The sequence below is a fragment of the Ruegeria sp. YTSA075 genome (assembly GCF_059610245.1).
Genome location: NZ_JBXWNG010000018.1, coordinates 1 through 18,785, shown reverse-complemented (window position 1 = coordinate 18,785; position 18,785 = coordinate 1). Strand labels below are relative to the sequence as shown.

The following is an 18,785-nucleotide window of genomic DNA, read 5'->3' as shown; positions in this document are numbered from 1 at the left end:
GACCAGGTGAACGGCCCCTATCTCGGAGGGCTGCCATTCATGCCTAGCGCGGCGAAGGTTCCGAGAGAGCCCATTCCAACTTATGCTGCGGAAGGCACAAATGACGACAACACTCTGGATCGCCGCCATTCGTTGCGCTTTGTTCAACGAGCTTGTGAAGCCGCATGGCGTTCGCAGCTCTTAGAGTCCCGAGATATCCACGAAAACCCGATAGTCTGCGATCTTGCCATCACGAACGCCAAGATGTGCAGCGAACGGCACCTCATGTTCTGATTGGTCCAAACGTGTGTAATGAACCGAGCCGTCACAGATCGCGGTATCGCCGCTAGACCAAACACGGCTGATGGTGTGACGCATTGCCTTAATCGTCGTAAAGAACGCGGCGTTGCTGTCTTTGACGACCTCGCGACCCGTGATCGGCTCAAAGTTCCCGAGTTGAAACTGCACATCGTCAGTTACATGATCGACGACACCTTGGGCATTCAACGCGTCAACGGCTGTGTAGAGCGAGGTGATCAGCGGCGCGTATTCGGAGGTGTTCTTGGCTGTTAGTATCATTGGGTTTTCCTTCCTTTGAGTGAGCGGAGTGTCAGATTCAATCCGGACAGCGGCGTGCGCTGGCGGCAAACCAGGCACGTGGAGTGGACAAATGACCGTTTGTGATTGCCAAACCGGCGAAGATTAGGACGAGTGCTGCGACAAAGGCTGGCGAGATGGTTTCCCCAAAGGTGATCGCGCCAAAGAAGATGCCGGAAAGCGTCGCGAAGTACCCGACCTGAGAGAACCCAACGCCATCCGTGCGCCTCTGCACTTCGAAGGTCAGTGCGTAACTAATTGCAGTGATCAAGCCGACCCCGCCGATCGCGGCAAAGGCTCTGGGTTCAAGTGATGAACTTTCGTCCACATTCCCCGAAACCAGGAGTCCCCCACCGATCAGAACCAGTTGGAGAAAGAGCGTTCCGGCCGCGAGTGTCATTGGGTCTGCACCGCTCGGGTAGGCTCGGCTGCGGAATACATTGCCCGATGCAAGGACCAAAGGTCCGGCAAGGGCAAGAATGATCCAGACTGGTTCGAAGTTCGACGTATCCAAGCCGCGCAGGGTGGCAAGGCTGATCCCAGTGAGGCCGACCAGAATTCCTAAAAGGCGATGAACTGGCAACATTCGCCGCTCAGCTATCGCCGCAATTGCAAAGGTGAACATTGGGGAAAGCGTCACCAGCGCCGCGTAGAACCCGGTCGTTACATGTCCAAGGACAATGTATCCGATCAGGCCCGGAAGGCTAATGCCGAGCAACCCTGCGCCGAGATAGTAGACCATGAAACGCGGGGCTGTTTGCGGCGCGGTGCCTTTGGCAAGGAGCACACCAAACAAAACAGCACTGGCCACGAACACTTGCCAAAACAGCGCGACATGAGGCGGCACCCCTGCCAAGGCCACGAACTTGGACAGCGTAAAGCTCACACCGACAAGAACTCCAATGAGAATGATCAGGACAGTAGGCGGGGCGGATCGAACGAAGCTAGGCATCACGCGGCTCCTTTCATGGGGGCTGCAAGCGCATAGAGCGACATTGGTCCGATTGGGATAATCCCGCTCGGGTTGATGTGCCGATGGCTCTTGAAATAATGCGCGCGAATGTGCGGCAGATCGATGGTGTCCGCTAAGCCTGGGAGTGAAGCGATCTTAGCCAGGTAGCGAGAGAGTGCGGGATAATCGGCAATGCGGGCGCGGTCGATCTTGAAGTGGGTCACATAGACCGGATCGAAGCGCAGCAAGGTCGGGAACAGCTTGAGGTCGACCTCGGTGAGCTGATTGCCCGCCAGAAACGTTCGATCCGCAAGTAGGCGCTCCAGATCGTCCAGGGTGTCGAATACTCGAGTGACAGCATCGCAATAAGCATCCTGGCTTGTCGCGAAGCCGGCGCGATAGACGCCGTTTCGAAACGGCTCTTGGATCAGATCGGCCGCACGATCGATTTCTGGACGAAGCCCTTCGGGGTAAAGATCGGGGCCAGTTGTATCCCGGAACGCCTGGTTGAGCATCCGCATGATATCAGCGGACTCTGTGCTGACGATCTTGCCGCTGTCACGGTCGAGCAAAATGGGCACTGTGATGGCACCGGTGTAATCAGGGGCGGCGCGCTGATAGATTTCGTACAGATACCGGTCACGGGGTAAACCATGTGCCGGATCGAAAGCCTGCTGGTCGATCACCCAGCCGTTTTCGGACGAGATTGGATCCATCCAGGTGATGCTGATGGTATCCCGTAGGCCTTTGAGCGCCAGAACCAGATCGACGCCGTGACACCAAGGGCAGGCCTTAGACAAATAAAGGTGATACCGGCCTTGCTCTGCTGGAAACTCCGCATTCTTGTCGTTCTCAATCCAGCTACGGAACCGGCTCGGCTGCCGTTCGAAGCGTCCGTTTGTTTGAGTTGGCTTGTCGCGTAGAATTCCGTTGATCAGCATCTTGGCCATTGGTCTCTCCGATATCTGTCGTGTTGAACGAGAGGTAAGTGGTTTCCAGAAGCGTGATAATTGGCTATCTGGAATACATATAGGTGAGAAAAAGTTGACCAAAGGAGCCAACCATGACCGAGATTGGAGCGATACCTGTGTTTGTCGCCGTGGCTGAGAATGGTAGCTTTGCCGCCGCTGCGCGAAAGCTGGGCATCACGAAATCCGCTGTGAGCAAACGCGTTGGCGGGCTCGAGGCCCATCTCGGCGCGCAGCTCTTCCACCGCTCAACTCGCAGCATCTCTCTGACGGAAGCCGGAGAGATTTATCTGGCGCATGCCATCCAAGCGCTCGGATCAGCGCAAGAAGCCGAAGACGCGGTTGCTGCGTTGCAAGGAGACCCGATCGGGCACCTCAAAGTCAGCGCACCGATGTCATTCGGTCAACTCCATGTCGCCCCTGCGATACCGGAGTTTCTTCGCCTGCACCTTGGTATCACCTTGGAATTGTCGATGGATGACCGATTTGTTGACCTGGTAGACTCGGGCATGGACCTGGCTCTGCGCGCGGGCTCTCTGCCTGACTCCGCACTTATTGCGCGCAAACTTGCTCCTATTCACAGCGTGATTGTAGCCGCTCCCGCGTATCTGGATCGCGCCGGTGCACCTCTTCATCCCCAGGACCTCATGGATCATGACTGCTTGCACTACGCCTATTCCCGCGATCCCCTGGAATGGAAGTTCATCGGCGATGATGGTGAGATCGCGGTCCGGACCAAGGGCCGGTTTCGAGTTAACAACAGCGAGGCGCTCTGCACCACGTTGGTCGCCGGTCTCGGAATAGGCCGCCTTCCAACCTTCATCGCCGGCGCCCACTTGGCCGCGGGACGGCTTCAACGCGTGTTGCCGGACTTCTTGATGCCCGAACAGGCGCTCTACGCGGTTTTTCCTGAACGCCAGCATGTTCCGGCAAAGGTAAGGGCTTTCGTCGAGTACTTTGCCAACTATGTGGGGAAGAATACGCCTTACTGGGATAATGAGGCCGGGGTTACTTCGGAGAGCTAACCAACCCGCGCACGAACATGTCGATCGCTTCATTGCGCATGCCGTTATGACGCTTTGCAGGAATGCTGAACAACCCTTTGTGCAAGATCATTCCGTCGGTCAGAGCGGCGATAGCACGACCAAGCTGCTTGGCGTCCGCGTTCCCTCGAATTTGTTCCACTTCTTGCAGGTGCTTGATCTGACCGGTGTAGTGATCACCCAGTCTGTCGAAGAAACTCGCAACTTTTGCACTGAACGCATCAGACGCAAAACTTGGTCCAAACACCTCAAAGAACACACGAACGAACTTCGCATGGTCATCTGAAATGTTCATGGTTTGTGAGAGACCGTCCACAAAGTCTTCCAGTGTTTCTGGCATCTCCTGCCCAAAAAACCTTTCTTCCAACGCTTTGAAATGTCGTTCCACCATCGATATGGCGATAGCTTCCTTGTTCTTGAAATAAAGGTAAAGCGTTCCCTTCCCGAGCCCGGCGGCTTCGGCCACATCTGCGATGGTGGCGGCGTGATAGCCCTTTTTTGCATAGACCTGCATGGCAGCATCGAGAATCCCGTGCTGCATTTCTTCACGGTCAACGACCTTTGGCATTTTCCTACCTCAATTTCGGTTTTTTGCGGTTCTTGCATATTTATGACTGGACGTCCAGTCATTCAAGATATACATGACTGACCATCCAGTCATAAACGATTCGAGGAAGCGCAATGGAACTCACAGCTGAACGAGACACCAAGCAGGCGATGATAAGAGGCTTCAAACGGACCTGCCCGCGTTGTGGCAATAGACATTTGTTTGATGGTTATCTCTCAGTCTCAAAGGAATGCTCTTCATGCGGGCTGGACTTGACGCACCAGCGTGCAGATGATGGTCCTGCCTACCTCACAATTGTTGTTGTCGGCCACTTGCTCGTGCCTCTGCTTGTTCCCGCCTACAAGGCCTGGGATTTGCATCCGGCAGTCATGGCAGCGGTCTTCTCTGCGGTCGCAGTTGGGCTGTCCCTTTTGCTCCTCCCCCGCCTGAAAGGTGCATTGATCGGCTTTCAATGGGCCAAGCATATGCATGGCTTTTAAACACTCAATTTTGACTGAACGTCCAGTCATATATCAAATGGAACATCTTCATGAACACTCTCAGACTTACCACGCTCACAATGCTGATCCCGTTGGGTTGGGCAATCTCAGTGGACGCTTATCCGCAGACACTCGAAGGTTCGGGCGGCACGCCTAACCACCACAGATTTTGAAAGGAAAGACAGATGAAAACGACTACCGTTCTTATTGCAGGGGCCACCGGGTATCTCGGTCGCCATATCGTCAAGCAATACATGTCCATGGGCTGGACCGTCCGCGCCCTTGTTCGGGATGCAGAAGCGGCACGCGAATCAGGGCTCCACGCCACCGAACTCTTCGAAGGCGAGGCAACCAAGCCTCTCACGCTTTGTGGTGCAATGGACGACGTCGACTTGGTGATCTCCACCCTTGGCATCACGCGGCAGCGCGATGGCTTGTCCTATTGGGATGTCGACTATCAGGCGAATGCCAACCTGCTGACTGATGCGGTGTCCGCTGGTGTTGATCGTTTCGCCTAAAAAAGGGGGGCGTGGCAGGCTGATCGGACGCACCAAGGGTGGCATGAATACGAAGTTGCATGCCGTTACCGATAGTCTCGGACGCCCGATACGCTTCTTCATATCCGCAGGGCAGGTCAGCGATTACATGGGGGCCAGAGCTTTGGTGAATAGCCTTCCATCGGCTGATTGGCTACTGGGTGATCGCGGCTATGATGCGGATTGGTTCCGCGAAGCCCTTACAGACAAGGGAATAAAACCCTGCATTCCGGGTCGAAAATCGCGCGACAAACCTGTCCGGTACGACAAGCGCCGCTACAAACGCCGTAACAGGATCGAGATTATGTTCGGGCGCCTGAAGGACTGGCGCCGTGTCGCCACTCGCTATGACAGGTGCCCGAAGGTCTTCCTATCCGCAATCGCACTCGCAGCTACCGTCCTGTTCTGGCTGTAATTTAATGAGTCTGGAGCCTAACCACGGCGCTGGCGCCAATAATGAGGAGGCGTCGCAACGTCCGGTTCCCCATCTTTGAAGTGCGTCCCAGGCGCTGCTTGCCGCCAGTCGAATGCTGGAGTGGGGTTAAGCCTACCCATGCTGCAAAATCGCGGCCCCGTCTGAATGTCGAAGGGGGTGGAGCAAGTGCAGCAAGCGCTGTCGCGACAATCGGGCCAACGCCTGGTATCGCAGTCAACCTCCGGCATGTTTCATCTTCCCTGGCACGCTGTGCGATTTGCGCCTCCAGCTGTCTGATACGGCCATTCAAAGCGTCAAGCGTATCGACAAAAATGCTCAGGAGAGGGCGGGACATCTCCGGCAATTCAATGGTCCCGTCTTCGACTGCAGAAACAAGTTTACGGACGTGTGTTGGGCCTTTCGCAACCACAAAACCGAACTCGGATAGGTGGCCGCGCAAGGCATTGATGATCTGTGTGCGTTGCCGGACCAACAAGTCACGCGCTTTGAAAGCCAGGGCCGCAGCCTGATTGTCTTCGCTGCGGACCTGCACAAACCGCATCGTTGGTCGTAGGGCTGCCTCGCAAATGGCTTCAGCGTCGATCGCATCACTCTTGCTGCGTTTCACAAACGGTTTGACGTATTTGGGTGCGATCAAACGCACCGTATGTCCGAGCGCTTTAAATTCTCGCCCCCAATAGTGGCTCCCGGAGCAAGCCTCCATAGCAATGGTGCACGCCGGCAGTTCAGCAACGAACGATAGAAGTTTGTTACGTCTCAGCTGTTTGCGAAAAACCAACTCTCCTGTGGCACTGCATCCATGAAGTTGAAACACATTCTTCGCCAGATCTATGCCGACGAGGTCCAAATTCGCCATTTTGCTAACCTCCTGATGGCTTCCATCTCCAAAACCTATCAGATGAGAGATCAGGGGATGTCCATTCCATCAGAACCCTCGGCCGTCATTGCAGATCCGAAGCGATCGCGGAAAGCGAAGGATCATCGGGATTAACCGAAAGCGCACGGTCCAGTACTAGTCTTCCTGCATTAGACCCGCCTGTTGCGGTCGCCAAACGTACCCGCATCACCCAGGCGTCAACATTTTGCGGGTCGAGAAGAGTCACTTCTTCAAAAGCTTTTTGAGCGGCGGATATGTTGCGCATTGTAAGTGCTATCCCGCCAAGAACCAGATGAGTTTCTGGATAGTCTGCGCGGTTGATCAACGAGTTTCTCCATTCTGACAATGCATGTTGCAAACGCCCTTGTTCGTGACGGGACAATTGCGATCCCCTTGCAGACAACATTGCCCGCGCAGCTGCGATCCTGACGGTCCGGAACGGATCCTCCAACAAAGGCAGCATCTTGGAAATCTCGTCTTGATCTGCATCGGTCAGCAAACCCACTGCACTGGCGCGCACCATCGGATCGGAATCATCCAACTGCGTAACCGCTAAGTCTCTCACCTCCTGTCCCGCATTCTGCTGCAACAACCACAAAGCCGTTGCACGTATGATTGCAGGCTGGGCAGTGTCGCGCACCAACTGGGCAAGATCATCACTAGCCGTGCCCAGATCGGCGCGCGCCGTCGCCAATACCTGCCCGAAATGTGCACCACGTTTTACGCTTTGCGGATACCAAGCCTCTAAGGTCTGGGCGGCCCATTCGGACGTTCGATCCGTATGGCAATCGGTGCAGGTATCCGGAGCCCCTGTCTCAGCCGCGAGATCGGGCCTTGGGATGCGAAACCCGTGATCTCGGCGCCCATCAACGCCCATGTAAATCTGCTCTGGCATATGGCAGCTTTTGCACTCTGCACCTTCCGAACCCATAGGATGAAAGTGGTGGGCCGGATCGTCATAGAGCGCGCGTGTTAAGCCAGGAAACTCTTCCCGCCCTGCTGGCGAATGACACTGGGTGCATACATCATTTCCTTCGGCGATGAGCGTTGCAGAGTGTGCGTTATGGCAATTGGTGCAACTGACGCCACTTGCATACATTTTAGACTGCAGAAAAGAACCGTAGACATAGACTTCGTCCAATATTTGGCCGTCCGAATGATAAAGACCAGGTCGCAGTAGCGCGAGGTTGTAGTTGTCGTGATACGATGATCCAGGCAGCGGATTACCGTCTCCAAACGCCTCACGACGAGAATGGCACGTAGCGCATTGCTGGATCGTCGCCTCCGCGCCCGCGTTGAAATCCATAGTCAGTCCGAGCGCGTTCAATTGCCCGTTGCTATTGGTAAGTTCGCTTCCTTTGGCCCAGTCCAGATGAGCTGAGCCGGGACCATGGCAGGCTTCGCAACCAACACCGATTTCGGCTTGGGTTGATGCGTAAGTACGCGTGTTCGGATCATAGTTCTTCTCAAACCCGGTAGCATGACATTCGGCGCATCGGGCGTTCCAGTTTTTGTAAGGCCCGGTCCAATGCAATCCGTCATCCGGCGGCAGGTCCTGATCGGGATAGAGGTGATACCAGCGTTCGTTTTCCACGTCCCAGACCACGTCGAAGCTTTGCAGCCGGCCTGGCTCAGTTTCGAACAGGTATTGCTGAAGCGGAGCGATGCCCACGACGGAATGCACCGGGTATTCAGTTGTGAGATCGTCCTTTTCAGTGACGGTGGCGCGATACTGCACTCCGTCGGTACTGAAACGGACGTTCATGCCATCATGGCTGAAGGAGGTGCCATCGAAATCTGCAATCACCGTATTCGGCGCCGGAGCGCTCCATGCCAGCGCGTGATGCGAACCGCTCCACGCAGCGGCGGCTTCGGTATGGCACTTGGTGCATTGCGAAGAGCCTACATATTCAAGCTCTTGCGCGGATGATACGGTGGGAAGCCCCAGAAAGGTTGTTCCAGCAATGGCAACCCATCTGATCAGGGGCGCTGATAAAAGAATGGCTATCTTTATATCCTTCCCGCTACTGGTTCACACCGGTGTAGACGCGCGACCAATCGCTGGCCATATCGACGATGAGCCAGCCCAGATCGGGACCGCTTTCCAGCCCATCGCACAGCCGACCAATATGGCTGTCGCAAGCATAGGCCACTTCGCGTTCACCATCCGTATGATGCACGATCAGGCCCAGCCGAAGTCCGTCGCCCGCCGTGGTCCATTCAATCATCGCATAGTCGCCGTCCGAGTTTCCACCAGCAATGATCGGTCGTTTCCCGATGATCCGGTCGATATTGATTGGCTTACCTTCTTTATCGTCAACAAAACCGATCGCCGGTTGTTTGATGATGGTAGGAACACCGTCGATCACCTCATAGGTGGTTTCGGTATAGGTGCCGATGACCTGTTCGGTCGGGATGCCATAGGCGGCCTCGGCAAAGACCCGCATGAAATGAATCCCACCACCAGAGACGATATATGTCTTGAACCCTTCGTCACGCAGATAACGCAACAACTCCACCATCGGCTGGTAAGTCATCTGGTCGTAACGCAGACCCGTAACCGGGTGAGTTGCGGTGGCAATCCAGTCGCTCACACTTGCCTGAAAATCGTCTACACTCAGACCACTATGGGTCGCCTCTAGAACTTCGATCACGGCTTTTTCGCCACCCTCAGACAGAGCCTTGTAATCACCTGCAGCAGCAGCCTTGAGCGCATCAGACTTGACCACTTCAGGGTCATCCTGCGCCATCTTCTGAAACGCTTCGACCGCATAGATCAGTTGGAAATATACCGGCTGCTCACCCCATAGCGTGCCGTCATTGTCAAAGACCGCAATACGATCGGTCGGCGTAACATAACCATCGGAATTGGGGTCGGTGACGCTTTCAACAAACGAGACGATCCGCGCCTTACTGTCTGTTTCATTCCAGGATGGCAAAGGGTCTGCAAATACGACCGAAGTGATGGAAAACAGCGAAAGTAACAGAAAATACCTGAGCATGAATTGGCACCTTAGCAGGGTCAAAGAAGACAGGCCGCCACGATTGTGGCGGCCCGGATCGGTTCATTATTCAGGATCAATCGCCTACAGGCGCGGTCATCTTTTCCATCACCTGTTCCAGATTGAAGCTGGCGGCTTTCTGGCGTGGTGGGAATTCCTGGAATGTCGCCAGGAAATTGCCCACATATTGCTGTGCTGGGACAAGGAAATAGGCCCTATTAAGCAGCCAGTCATAATAGGTGTTCGAAGTCCGGTAGGCGCGCTCATAGGGGTCACGTCGCAGATTGATGATCAGGGGGATGCGCAGCTCGGTCCATGGTTCCATCCAGGCGCGCAGGGTGCCCCATGCTTTCTGCTCAAGGAAAATCAGCTTCCAGTCGTCATACCGCAGCGCCGTTAGATCACCGTCATCCGAGAAATAGAAAATCTCTTTGCGCGGTCCCTCTTCCACCTCGCCCTTGAAATAGGGCAGGAAGTTATAACCATCCAGATGCACCTTGTATTCACGTCCGATGGCTTGAACACCGCCCTGAATCAGCTCCTCCTTGATATTGTCACGACCCGCAGCGGCCAGATAAGTCGGCAGCCAGTCCATATGGTGCATAATTTCGTTCGAGACTGAGCCAGGCTCAATCAAACCAGGCCAGCGCACCATCGAGGGCACCCGCCAGCCACCTTCCCAGTTGGTGTTCTTTTCACCCCAGAACGGAGTCATCGCAGCATCCGGCCAGGTGTTCATATGCGGGCCATTGTCGGTTGAATAGTGAACGATGGTATTGTCGGCGATACCCAACTCATCCAGCAGGTCCAGCAGTTGACCAACATGCATGTCATGTTCCAGCATCCCGTCGGTATATTCGTCGTTGCCCGGGTTACGCCGGTCATCAGCCACATGAGTGCGGAAGTGCATCCGCGTACCATTCCACCAGACATAGAATGGTTGCCCCTGCTCATGCGAGCGCTTGATGAAGTCGATAGCCGCGGCAACAGTTTCGTCATCGACTGTTTCCATGCGTTTCTTGGTTAGCGGGCCCGTATCCTCGATCGTGCCATCGGCCTTGGACTTGATCACGCCACGCGGGCCATAGGCTTCGCGGAAAGTGCGACCATCAGTCAGTACCTGATCGCCGGGATAGTCTTCGTTCTCGGGCTCTTCTTCGGCGTTCAGATGGTAGAGATTGCCAAAAAACTCATCGAAACCATGGTTGGACGGCAGATGCTCATCCTTGTCGCCCAGATGATTTTTGCCGAACTGACCAGTAACATAGCCTTCGGCTTTGAGCAGCCCCGCGATTGTCGGGTCTTCCTCTTGCATCCCGAGATCGGCGCCCGGCAGGCCCACTTTGGACAAACCGGTCCGAAACACCGACTGCCCCATGATGTATGAAGACCGTCCAGCCGTGCAGGATTGCTCGCCGTAATAGTCGGTAAAGATCATGCCATCATCGGCGATTCGGTCGATATTCGGCGTGTGATACCCCATTAGACCCATCGTGTAGGCCGAGATGTTGGACTGGCCAACATCGTCACCCCAGATGACAAGAATATTGGGCTTTTGCTCTTGCGCAGTGGCGGAAACGGCCAGAAAAATCGCGCAGGTGAAAGTTGTTAATGGCCGGATGATGCGCCGAGGCTCAAAGGCTGCAAACATGTTTTCAAACCTTTTTTATGAGTAGTAGGGAACCCGTACAGCTTACACGTAAATTTGAGTCTTTGTGTTAAAAAATTGATTTATGGAATTGCTCAAATTAGTCTGGATCGCGTTCGGGGTTCAACTCCGGTCATATTCTGGATGGTTTGAAAGCGGATTTAATTCAATGTTTTAACCAGAGGAGTGTGTTTTTCGAATGCTCTCAAAGATTGAGTGGAAGTGCGTCTCCTTCTGCTTCGAGTGTAAAATTGGTTCAGGGTAATGACGGAGTATTCCCATGTCCGCACATGATCAGATCCTCGACCTCAAAGCCAGGATGGGTCGGTCTATCATCGGTCAGACCGAGGTGGTCGAGCGCTTGCTGATCGGCTTGCTGGCCAATGGCAACCTGCTTATCGAAGGGTTGCCTGGATTGGCCAAGACACGCGCCGTCAAAGCGATGGCAAAAAATCTGGACGCACAGTTCAGCCGCATCCAATTCACGCCTGATTTACTGCCATCGGATGTCACCGGTACCGAGGTATACGTCCAGGCCAGCAGTACGTCCGAATTCCGGTTCGAGCCGGGGCCGATCTTTGCAAATATCGTGCTGGCCGATGAAATCAATCGCGCACCCGCCAAGGTGCAGGCCGCCCTGCTGGAGGCGATGGAGGAACGCCAGGTCACGGTGTCGGGAACGACACATAAGATGGAACCCCTTTTTATCGTCATGGCTACGCAGAACCCTATCGAACAGGAAGGCACCTATCCCCTACCCGAAGCACAAATGGACCGGTTCCTAATGCACGTGAATATCATCTACCCCCCGGTTGAGGACGAGGTTGAGGTCATCCGACTGGTCCGGGGCGAGGAACAGTCAACCAATCAGCCCAAAAAATCCAGCGCGTCCAAGCCTTCCGCCATTCGGCAGCAGGCCATCTTTGATGCGCGCGCGGAAATCTCCGGCATTCACGTCGCGGATGCGATGGAGCGTTACTTTGCCGATCTGGTGTACGCTACTCGAACCCCCGCAACCCTGAGTGGAGAACTGGCCAGCTGGATCGAGGTCGGTGCCAGCCCGCGCGCCTCGATCGCCCTGGACAAATGCAGCCGCGCGCACGCTTGGCTGGCCGGGCGAGACTATGTCGATCCGCTCGATGTCAGAGCCATTGCCCATGACGTATTCCGCCATCGCATCACATTGAGCTATGAGGCGCAGGGCGCTGGTCTGTCGCAGGATAATGTGACCGACGAGATCATCAAACTGGTTGCCCTACCATGATGACAGGCCTTCGGCCGAGGATGTTATGCCAATGAAGCAAACGGCAACGATTACAGAGCTTGGGCATGATCCCCGTATTCATGTCGACCTGCACCAGTTGGTCGCGCTCAGACGACGGGCCTCGCGACTGACCTTTCTGCCTCGGCAACCTGCGAATTCCGTTCTGAACGGTCGCCATGCCTCGAAACTGCGCGGCCGGGGGCTGAATTTCGAAGAACTGCGCACCTATCTGCCTGGAGATGATATCCGCACTCTGGACTGGAAAGTAACAGCACGCACGGGCACGCCCCATGTCCGGGTCTATACCGAAGAACGCGACCGCCCAACGCTGCTGCTGGTAGACCAACGCATATCGATGTTTTTTGGTAGCCAAGTCTACATGAAATCCGTCATCGCTGCCGAGGCCGCCGCCATTGCTGCGCATCTTTTGTTGGCGCAAGGCGATCGGGTCGGCGGGTTGGTCTTCTCGGACGACACCGTAGCCGAACACCGGCCCGTGCGCTCGGCCCTGTCCTTGCGACAGATGCTAGCCTCGATCGCTGACGCCAACGGTCGGTTATCAGCCCGGGGTCAGACCCGGCCCAACGTATTCAACCAGATGCTGCGCTCCGCGGTCCGAACTGCCAAGACAAACTATCTGATACTGATCTTCTCCGATTTCGACGGTGTTGATGCCGCGTCCGAGTCTTTGATCCGCGCCCTCGCCCGGCACAACAACGTGCTGCTGTTCAACATCGCCGACCCGATGGCAGCGCACATTCCGACTAATACACGCCTCGCCATATCAGATGGTGCCTTGCAGGCAGAGATCGACACCACTTCGACCGAGACCCGCAAACAAATAGAAGCCTTTGCGCAGGACCGGCTGGCGGTGATCCGGGGCTGGGCACAGAAATACCAACTGCCCTTACTACCGCTGTCGACGCAATCCCCTGCTCTGGATCAAATCTCTCATCTGTTGGGGGTGTCATGAACCCGGATCTGCAAGGCCTCAACCTTGTCGAGCTGATCGACCTCTTGGAGCCCGCGCCGGAACCTGCGCCAATCTCAATGATGCCGCAAACTGTTGGGTGGGTTTGGCTTGGGTTGGCACTTGCGCTGCTGGCCGGATGGCTGATCCGGTGGGCCACAAAACATCGCCAAGCCAACGCCTATCGCCGTGCAGCCTTGGACGCGCTGGACAAAGCCGCGGATGATCCGGCTTGCATCGCCGATATCCTCCGCCGCACTGCATTAAGCGGATTTCCACGCGGCGAGGTCGCAGGACTGACCGGCAAGGATTGGCTACACTTTCTCGATCAGACCATGGGAGGTGACCGGTTCTCGAATGGCCCTGGACGCATTGTCACGCAGGCCCCCTATTGCCCGGCCCCGGCATCTCCAGAGCTAACCCGCTTGGCACACGACTGGATCGTGACGCACAAGCAGCCAAAGCAAGAGGTCTGAAGTGATCACCTTAGTGTATCCCTGGCTCTTGCTCCTTTTGCCGGTACCCTGGCTGATGTGGCGGGTTCTGCCGCCGCACCGCGAGGAGGTCACGGCAATCCGAACCCCCTTTTTCCGACAGCTGACAGAGGCAGCGGGTGCCACACCGCAGGCGGGTGCGACAGTGCTGCGCCGGAGCAGAATTCAGATCATCACTGCACTATTAGTCTGGACAATGATCGTGATCGGTCTGGCAAACCCTCAACGGCTAGGCGATCCTATAGAAATCGAAAAATCCGCCCGCGACGTTGTGCTTGCCGTTGACATCTCAGGCTCCATGGACCAGCGGGATTTCATTGGTGAAAGTGGACAAAGGATGCAGCGTTTGGACGCTGTCCGCGATGTTATCGGGACCTTTATCACCGAGCGCGACGGTGATCGAATGGCCCTGATCGTCTTTGGTACGCGGGCCTTTGTGCAGGCCCCTTTCACAGAAGATCTGCAAAGCTTGGAGGAATTCCTTGATCAGACACAAGTGGGTATGGCCGGGCCGAACACAGCTATCGGAGATGCCATCGGCCTGGCGATCCGTATGTTTGACAGCAACGATGTCGAGAACCGCCTGATCATCTTGCTAAGCGATGGTGCAGACACCAACAGCCGGGTTTCTCCGGTCAACGCCGCCGAGATCGCCGCTGACAAGGGCGTTGTCATTCAGACCATCGGCGTCGGCGACCCTGAAGGGACAGGCGAAGATAGGGTAGATCTGACAGCATTGGAGGATATCGCTGACCGCACCGGTGGCGCATTCTTTTATGCCAATGACAGCTCCGCTTTGTCGCAAGTCTATGAGCAGATTGACGCCATGGCACCTCGGATCGTCGAAGAAACCAGCTATCGACCGACCTATTCGCTCGTTTGGGTGGCCAGCCTGCTAGCCGCCTTGCTGGGGATAGCAACGCTTGTTGCTCTGCTCGCTTCACGGACTTGGAGGCGGGCATGATCAATTTTCTTGATGCTTTCCACTTCCTTCGCCCTGTCTGGTTGATGCTTTTGCCCTGTATTGGGCTGCTTTGGTACATTGCAAGGCGTCGTCCCTGGAAGGAAAGACATGACGCCAGGCATTTCGCCCCGCATCTCGCGGTGGCACTTCAGGTCGGTTCAAACACCCGGCGGCGTATTCAACCAGTTGACAGCGTCATGCTCTGTCTCAGTCTGCTGGCACTCTCGGCAGCTGGTCCTTCATGGAGCCGTATCCCCAACCCGCTGATCACGGAAACCGCTCCACTCGTGGTGGCGCTCAAGGTGACACCTTCGATGGAGAACACCGATCTGGCGCCCTTTCGGCTGGATCGCGCAAGGTTCAAAATCCTTGACTTGATCGCCGCGCGGGCTGGCGGGCGCACAGCGCTTGTGGCCTATGCAGGCACCGCGCATCGGGTCGCACCACTAACCGAAGACCCAAATATACTGCGCCCGCTATTGCAAGGGTTGAATCCCAAGGTGATGCCGGTTGAAGGGAATGATGCCACTGCCGCACTGGAATTGGCACGCGAAATTCTGAAGGTCGCAGAAACGCCCGGCGCGATCCTCTTTGTACTGGATGATCTAGATCCGGCGACGGTTGCTGCGCTCACGAAGGACGACCTCGAACAACCACCGGTGGCGATGTTGGTCGCTGTGCCTTCCGGGAAAATCCCTGCCCAGATTAAGGGGCTCACAGGCGTTTCGGCTTTTGAATTAACCGCCGATAACCGTGACATCACGCAGATCGAACGGCAGCTAACCTCGGTGCAACAAGCGGCGCAGCTGAACGATGAGCGTCTTGATTGGGATGATCGCGGCTGGTTGCTGTTGTGGCCTGCGGCATTCATTGCGTTGCTGTGGTTCCGCCGGGGCTGGACCATGCGTTGGGGCGCCGCCCTCGTTATTGTCACCACGCTTCAGATGCCGGGCAGTGCACATGCTGAAGGATGGAAAGATTGGTTTCTGACGCCTGATCAACAAGGACAGATTGCCTTTCGAAACAAAGAGTTCGTACGAGCCGCGGACTTGTTTTCTGCCCCGATGTGGAAAGCTCACACATTGTTGCGCGCCGGCCGCTACGAAGAGGCCGCAGAAGTATTTGCCGGGTTGAGCAGTGCCGAGGCAGCCTTTTCCGAAGGTCTGGCGCGGATCGGCAACCGCGAATACCGCGCAGGTGCGCAGGCCTTTGAAACCGCTTTGGACCGCCAGCCAGATTTTCCTGCTGCTGCCAAAAACGCCGAAATCGCTTGGGCCATTGTCGAACAGGTCGAAACCACTCGCGAGCAATCCGACACTGGCGAGGAAAGTGGCATCGGGGCAGATGACATGACATTCGACAACGAAGCTCAACGCGGTGTGACCTCACAGGTCGATGCACCTATGGACGAGGCAACGGCGCCGTCTCCCGACCAATGGATCGACAGCATCGACACCGAGATGGGGGATTTCCTGCGCAGTCGGTTCCTCTACGACAATAGCGAGAAGGGCACATGATCCGCACTATGATCGCGATATCGTTCCTGTGCATTGGTGCCGGCATCGCCACCGCACAAGACCCGCGCGTTACGGCCGATTTGGAAAGCGACAGCACAATCGTCGGTCAGCCGCTGATGCTGCGCATTTCGATACTTGTGCCGACATGGATGCCGGAACCGCCGGTCTTTCCGGCTGTCGAACTTCCGTCACTTCTGGTTCGCCAGCCCGATCGTTCCTCGGGGCCGATCAGCAAAAATATCGATGGTGAAACCTGGTCGGGGGTGCGCCGCAGCTATCGCCTCTACCCGCTCGCGGGCGGCAGCTATACTTTGCCGACGGGCGACGTAACGATAACCTATGCCAACCCAAACACAAGTGAGCCTGTGACATTCGCTGCATCTCTTCCTGAACTGACCTTCGTCGCCACCATCCCAGAAGGGGCATTTGGGCTGGATCCGCTGATCATCGCCAGGCGGTTCGAACTTCAACAACAGATTGACGGAGATTCCAGCCTAGATGTCGGCGGAGCCATGACGAGGACTATTACAGCAAATATCACCGGCACCTCTCCAATTATGATCCCTCGCCTAACTCCTACATCTGACGGAGAAAGCCTGCGTGCCTATCCAAAGGAACCCCAAATCGACGAGAAAGTGGACCGCGGTCAGATGCTAGGGACGCGCACCGAAACAACTGCTTATGTTGCCCAAAACGAAGGGACCGCCGCATTGCCGGGGTTGTCGCTCGATTGGTTCAACATCGAGACTGGACAGCGGGAAACCGCGACAGTTCCCGCTATTGATGTGTCCATTCACAGTGCAGTTTCTGGCAGTGGAGACGAGTCAAAAACATGGCACTTGTCCAAAGTGTTTTGGCTTGTGCTGAGTCTGGGCTCGCTCACTGCAATAGCGATCTGGGCGTTTTCAGCGCGAGTAACATCGTTGCTGGCGGTCTTGAAAGCTCGCGCTTTCCAAACAGAATGGTACGCCGCGCACAAGTTTAGCAAAGCCATCTCACGCCGTGATTTGACGGCTGTGACAACCGCGTTTTCCGAGTGGAAGAAATATTATCCCGACGTACCAGAACAAAGCTTCTTGGTGCTGCTCAACGGGATGACCTCAATCGGCAAGGCTCGGTTTGGGGCGAAGACCGACGAGACCACCACGAACTGGCGCGCCTTACGCTTAGGGTTCTCAGCCACGCGCCACCGTTTGAGGAGCAAATACCGCCCCTCGCGCCGCAGCCCACAACTACACAACCTAAATCCGATGTGGTCCGGTAGTTCGACCCGCTCTCCAATCAAAGCAGCCTTCACCGAGGCGGACTAACGCGACGAGAGTCAGCCCAGCCATAGCCACATAAGGCATTCGGATCACGGGAATCTTATCCTGTGCCATGTCGTGCATTTTGCACCCGGTCTTACCGGTGTTATGGCGATGGCCAATGGTGGACTCCAATCAAACCGGAAGACAGTGTGGTCGCTGAATGGTAAATCTAGCGGATAGAGTGATGAAGCGGGCTGCACAGATCGGCGTCAGCGCCAATCAAACCGGTAACACTGTATACACCGCATCCGATTTCATGCGCCTGGCTTCGTGATATTTTGCCATTTCTCTGGGCTGGCCATTTCGAACCTGGAGATTAAAGGCACTTAGTTGCCTGCCTCCCGTCCAGAATAGAGCATCTGCTTAAACTCGATCCCTTCCGCATTGAATGTCCTGTGTGGATGGCTCCTGCATAGCAAGACATTTTTTGAGCTGATACGAGCGTCTGTCAGATGCAGTCGTGTGTCCGGCCTGTTTGCGCAGCGCACGCGGCTGCTGGCCCTCCTGATGGTTTCCGCTGACCGAGTCCCAAACCGCTTCGCGGACAACGATGTGTCCCTGACATTCGACGGGATGTCTTGGTTGGCGGGCTGACATTGCTCCATCATCTCAATGGTCTTGCGTCTCTGATGTTCTTTTTGGCGTTCATGCTGTGTGAGGCCGATACCTTTCGTTGCGCGTCAACACCGCCCAGATGATGCGGGCCGTTTTGTTGGCCATGGCGACGGTAGCCACGCGCGGAGATTTTCGTTCTCGCAATGACATCGCCCACGGGTCGACGCGGTCAGGATTGACCTTCATCTGGTTCAATCGGGCAGTCATGCCAGTGACCAGAAGTCGCCTTAGGTATCGATCTCCCATCTTGGAGATGCGCCCGAGGCGTTCTTTGCCGCCGCTTGATCGGTTGATGGGCGTCAGCCCTAGCCAGGCAGCAAACTCTCTTCCATTGCGGAACTGATGGCCGTCGCCAGCGGTCGCGACGATAGCCGACGCAGTGACCGGACCAACGCCGGGAATGGTTCTCAGCAGCATAACCTGGGGATTTCTTCGACCCTCAAGCAGGATGCGTTTGTCGTACCAGAGGATCCGCAGGTGCAAAGCGACCATCTGGTTGCACAGGTTCTTCAGGACATCGTTGGCGACTTCAGGAATGCTCGGAAGATCTCCGTCCAGCACGGCCTTAG

17 protein-coding genes and 2 pseudogenes are annotated in these 18,785 nt (G+C 55.9%); 10 read left to right on the top strand and 9 right to left on the bottom strand.

From position 1 onward, the window contains the following. Window positions 1-180: 180 nt before the first annotated feature. From AC2FGE_RS19460 to AC2FGE_RS19450, 3 genes are read right to left on the bottom strand one after another with little or no spacing between them, the layout of a single operon-like run. Entirely contained in the window at window positions 181-558 is a 378-nt protein-coding gene (locus tag AC2FGE_RS19460) for a nuclear transport factor 2 family protein (protein ID WP_496820954.1), read from the bottom strand. A 37-nt stretch (window positions 559-595) separates the two neighbouring features. Next, window positions 596-1,528: a DMT family transporter gene (locus AC2FGE_RS19455; protein WP_496820953.1), complete on the bottom strand. Its 933-nt coding sequence runs from the start codon at window positions 1,526-1,528 to the stop codon at window positions 596-598. Further along, window positions 1,528-2,478 carry a glutathione S-transferase family protein gene (locus AC2FGE_RS19450; protein ID WP_496820952.1) on the bottom strand — a complete coding sequence of 317 codons (951 nt, stop codon included), beginning with the start codon at window positions 2,476-2,478 and terminating at the stop codon, window positions 1,528-1,530. The genes AC2FGE_RS19455 and AC2FGE_RS19450 overlap by 1 nt, the downstream gene beginning before the upstream one ends. 113 nt (window positions 2,479-2,591) lie before the next feature. Here AC2FGE_RS19450 and AC2FGE_RS19445 point away from each other — a divergent pair, with 113 nt between their 5' ends. Next, window positions 2,592-3,521 (top strand): LysR family transcriptional regulator, encoded by a 930-nt coding sequence (locus tag AC2FGE_RS19445; RefSeq protein ID WP_496820951.1) that lies wholly within the window; start codon window positions 2,592-2,594, stop codon window positions 3,519-3,521. Here the strand turns inward: AC2FGE_RS19445 and AC2FGE_RS19440 are convergent. Next, complete coding sequence (locus AC2FGE_RS19440; RefSeq protein WP_496820950.1) at window positions 3,505-4,107, bottom strand: TetR/AcrR family transcriptional regulator; 603 nt, start codon at window positions 4,105-4,107, stop codon at window positions 3,505-3,507. The genes AC2FGE_RS19445 and AC2FGE_RS19440 overlap by 17 nt on opposite strands. Before the next feature lie 113 nt (window positions 4,108-4,220). On the opposite strand from AC2FGE_RS19440, the gene AC2FGE_RS19435 reads away from it, so the two are divergent. The 3 genes and pseudogenes from AC2FGE_RS19435 to AC2FGE_RS19425 form a co-directional block, all read left to right on the top strand. Next, window positions 4,221-4,586, top strand: coding sequence for a DUF983 domain-containing protein (locus tag AC2FGE_RS19435; RefSeq protein WP_496820949.1), 366 nt, complete (start codon window positions 4,221-4,223; stop codon window positions 4,584-4,586). Window positions 4,587-4,771: 185 nt separating this feature from the next. After that, a complete protein-coding gene (locus tag AC2FGE_RS19430) occupies window positions 4,772-5,104 on the top strand; it encodes an NAD(P)H-binding protein (RefSeq protein ID WP_496820948.1) in 333 nt (110 codons plus the stop codon). Beyond that, a pseudogene (locus AC2FGE_RS19425) lies at window positions 5,103-5,537 on the top strand (IS5 family transposase); the annotation flags it as partial. The gene AC2FGE_RS19430 and the pseudogene AC2FGE_RS19425, both read left to right, overlap by 2 nt. Before the next feature lie 19 nt (window positions 5,538-5,556). Here AC2FGE_RS19425 and AC2FGE_RS19420 read toward each other — a convergent pair. The 4 genes and pseudogenes from AC2FGE_RS19420 to AC2FGE_RS19405 form a co-directional block, all read right to left on the bottom strand. Beyond that, a pseudogene (locus tag AC2FGE_RS19420) lies at window positions 5,557-6,414 on the bottom strand (IS110 family RNA-guided transposase); the annotation flags it as partial. Window positions 6,415-6,499: 85 nt separating this feature from the next. Next, on the bottom strand, window positions 6,500-8,242 hold the full coding sequence (locus AC2FGE_RS19415; protein WP_496820946.1) for a cytochrome c3 family protein: 1,743 nt from the start codon (window positions 8,240-8,242) through the stop codon (window positions 6,500-6,502). A 217-nt stretch (window positions 8,243-8,459) separates the two neighbouring features. Next, on the bottom strand, window positions 8,460-9,437 hold the full coding sequence (locus AC2FGE_RS19410; RefSeq protein ID WP_496820945.1) for an HAD family hydrolase: 978 nt from the start codon (window positions 9,435-9,437) through the stop codon (window positions 8,460-8,462). A 76-nt stretch (window positions 9,438-9,513) separates the two neighbouring features. Then, window positions 9,514-11,088, bottom strand: coding sequence for an arylsulfatase (locus AC2FGE_RS19405; RefSeq protein WP_496820944.1), 1,575 nt, complete (start codon window positions 11,086-11,088; stop codon window positions 9,514-9,516). Window positions 11,089-11,365: 277 nt separating this feature from the next. Between AC2FGE_RS19405 and AC2FGE_RS19400 the strand changes: the two genes are divergently transcribed. Genes AC2FGE_RS19400 through AC2FGE_RS19375 form a run of 6 tightly spaced genes read left to right on the top strand, consistent with a single transcriptional unit; the run spans window position 11,366 to window position 17,604 of the window. Next, window positions 11,366-12,349 (top strand): AAA family ATPase, encoded by a 984-nt coding sequence (locus tag AC2FGE_RS19400; protein WP_496820943.1) that lies wholly within the window; start codon window positions 11,366-11,368, stop codon window positions 12,347-12,349. Between the two features lie 31 nt (window positions 12,350-12,380). Next, a complete protein-coding gene (locus tag AC2FGE_RS19395) occupies window positions 12,381-13,322 on the top strand; it encodes a DUF58 domain-containing protein (protein ID WP_496820942.1) in 942 nt (313 codons plus the stop codon). Beyond that, the gene (locus AC2FGE_RS19390) at window positions 13,319-13,795 is read left to right on the top strand and encodes a DUF4381 domain-containing protein (protein ID WP_496820940.1); all 477 of its coding nucleotides are present in this window, start codon (window positions 13,319-13,321) and stop codon (window positions 13,793-13,795) included. Before AC2FGE_RS19395 ends, AC2FGE_RS19390 begins: the two co-directional genes overlap by 4 nt. Before the next feature lies 1 nt (window position 13,796). Further along, window positions 13,797-14,777 (top strand): VWA domain-containing protein, encoded by a 981-nt coding sequence (locus AC2FGE_RS19385; RefSeq protein ID WP_496820939.1) that lies wholly within the window; start codon window positions 13,797-13,799, stop codon window positions 14,775-14,777. Continuing rightward, on the top strand, window positions 14,774-16,294 hold the full coding sequence (locus AC2FGE_RS19380; protein ID WP_496820938.1) for a VWA domain-containing protein: 1,521 nt from the start codon (window positions 14,774-14,776) through the stop codon (window positions 16,292-16,294). The genes AC2FGE_RS19385 and AC2FGE_RS19380 overlap by 4 nt, the downstream gene beginning before the upstream one ends. Continuing rightward, window positions 16,291-17,604, top strand: coding sequence for a hypothetical protein (locus tag AC2FGE_RS19375; protein WP_496820936.1), 1,314 nt, complete (start codon window positions 16,291-16,293; stop codon window positions 17,602-17,604). Before AC2FGE_RS19380 ends, AC2FGE_RS19375 begins: the two co-directional genes overlap by 4 nt. Before the next feature lie 642 nt (window positions 17,605-18,246). Here AC2FGE_RS19375 and AC2FGE_RS19370 read toward each other — a convergent pair. Next, window positions 18,247-18,785, bottom strand: a 539-nt coding sequence (locus tag AC2FGE_RS19370) for an IS110 family RNA-guided transposase (RefSeq protein WP_496820935.1), incomplete at its 5' end; no start/stop codon positions are given.

Excerpts from the sequence above, each read along its gene's own strand:
- AC2FGE_RS19460 (WP_496820954.1), bottom strand. The coding sequence starts at position 558 with ATGATACTAACAGCCAAGAACACCTCCGAATACGCGCCGCTGATCACC.
- AC2FGE_RS19455 (WP_496820953.1), bottom strand. The coding sequence starts at position 1,528 with ATGCCTAGCTTCGTTCGATCCGCCCCGCCTACTGTCCTGATCATTCTC.
- AC2FGE_RS19450 (WP_496820952.1), bottom strand. The coding sequence starts at position 2,478 with ATGGCCAAGATGCTGATCAACGGAATTCTACGCGACAAGCCAACTCAA.
- AC2FGE_RS19445 (WP_496820951.1), top strand. The coding sequence starts at position 2,592 with ATGACCGAGATTGGAGCGATACCTGTGTTTGTCGCCGTGGCTGAGAAT.
- AC2FGE_RS19440 (WP_496820950.1), bottom strand. The coding sequence starts at position 4,107 with ATGCCAAAGGTCGTTGACCGTGAAGAAATGCAGCACGGGATTCTCGAT.
- AC2FGE_RS19435 (WP_496820949.1), top strand. The coding sequence starts at position 4,221 with ATGGAACTCACAGCTGAACGAGACACCAAGCAGGCGATGATAAGAGGC.
- AC2FGE_RS19430 (WP_496820948.1), top strand. The coding sequence starts at position 4,772 with ATGAAAACGACTACCGTTCTTATTGCAGGGGCCACCGGGTATCTCGGT.
- AC2FGE_RS19410 (WP_496820945.1), bottom strand. The coding sequence starts at position 9,437 with ATGCTCAGGTATTTTCTGTTACTTTCGCTGTTTTCCATCACTTCGGTC.
- AC2FGE_RS19405 (WP_496820944.1), bottom strand. The coding sequence starts at position 11,088 with ATGTTTGCAGCCTTTGAGCCTCGGCGCATCATCCGGCCATTAACAACT.
- AC2FGE_RS19400 (WP_496820943.1), top strand. The coding sequence starts at position 11,366 with ATGTCCGCACATGATCAGATCCTCGACCTCAAAGCCAGGATGGGTCGG.
- AC2FGE_RS19395 (WP_496820942.1), top strand. The coding sequence starts at position 12,381 with ATGAAGCAAACGGCAACGATTACAGAGCTTGGGCATGATCCCCGTATT.
- AC2FGE_RS19390 (WP_496820940.1), top strand. The coding sequence starts at position 13,319 with ATGAACCCGGATCTGCAAGGCCTCAACCTTGTCGAGCTGATCGACCTC.
- AC2FGE_RS19380 (WP_496820938.1), top strand. The coding sequence starts at position 14,774 with ATGATCAATTTTCTTGATGCTTTCCACTTCCTTCGCCCTGTCTGGTTG.
- AC2FGE_RS19375 (WP_496820936.1), top strand. The coding sequence starts at position 16,291 with ATGATCCGCACTATGATCGCGATATCGTTCCTGTGCATTGGTGCCGGC.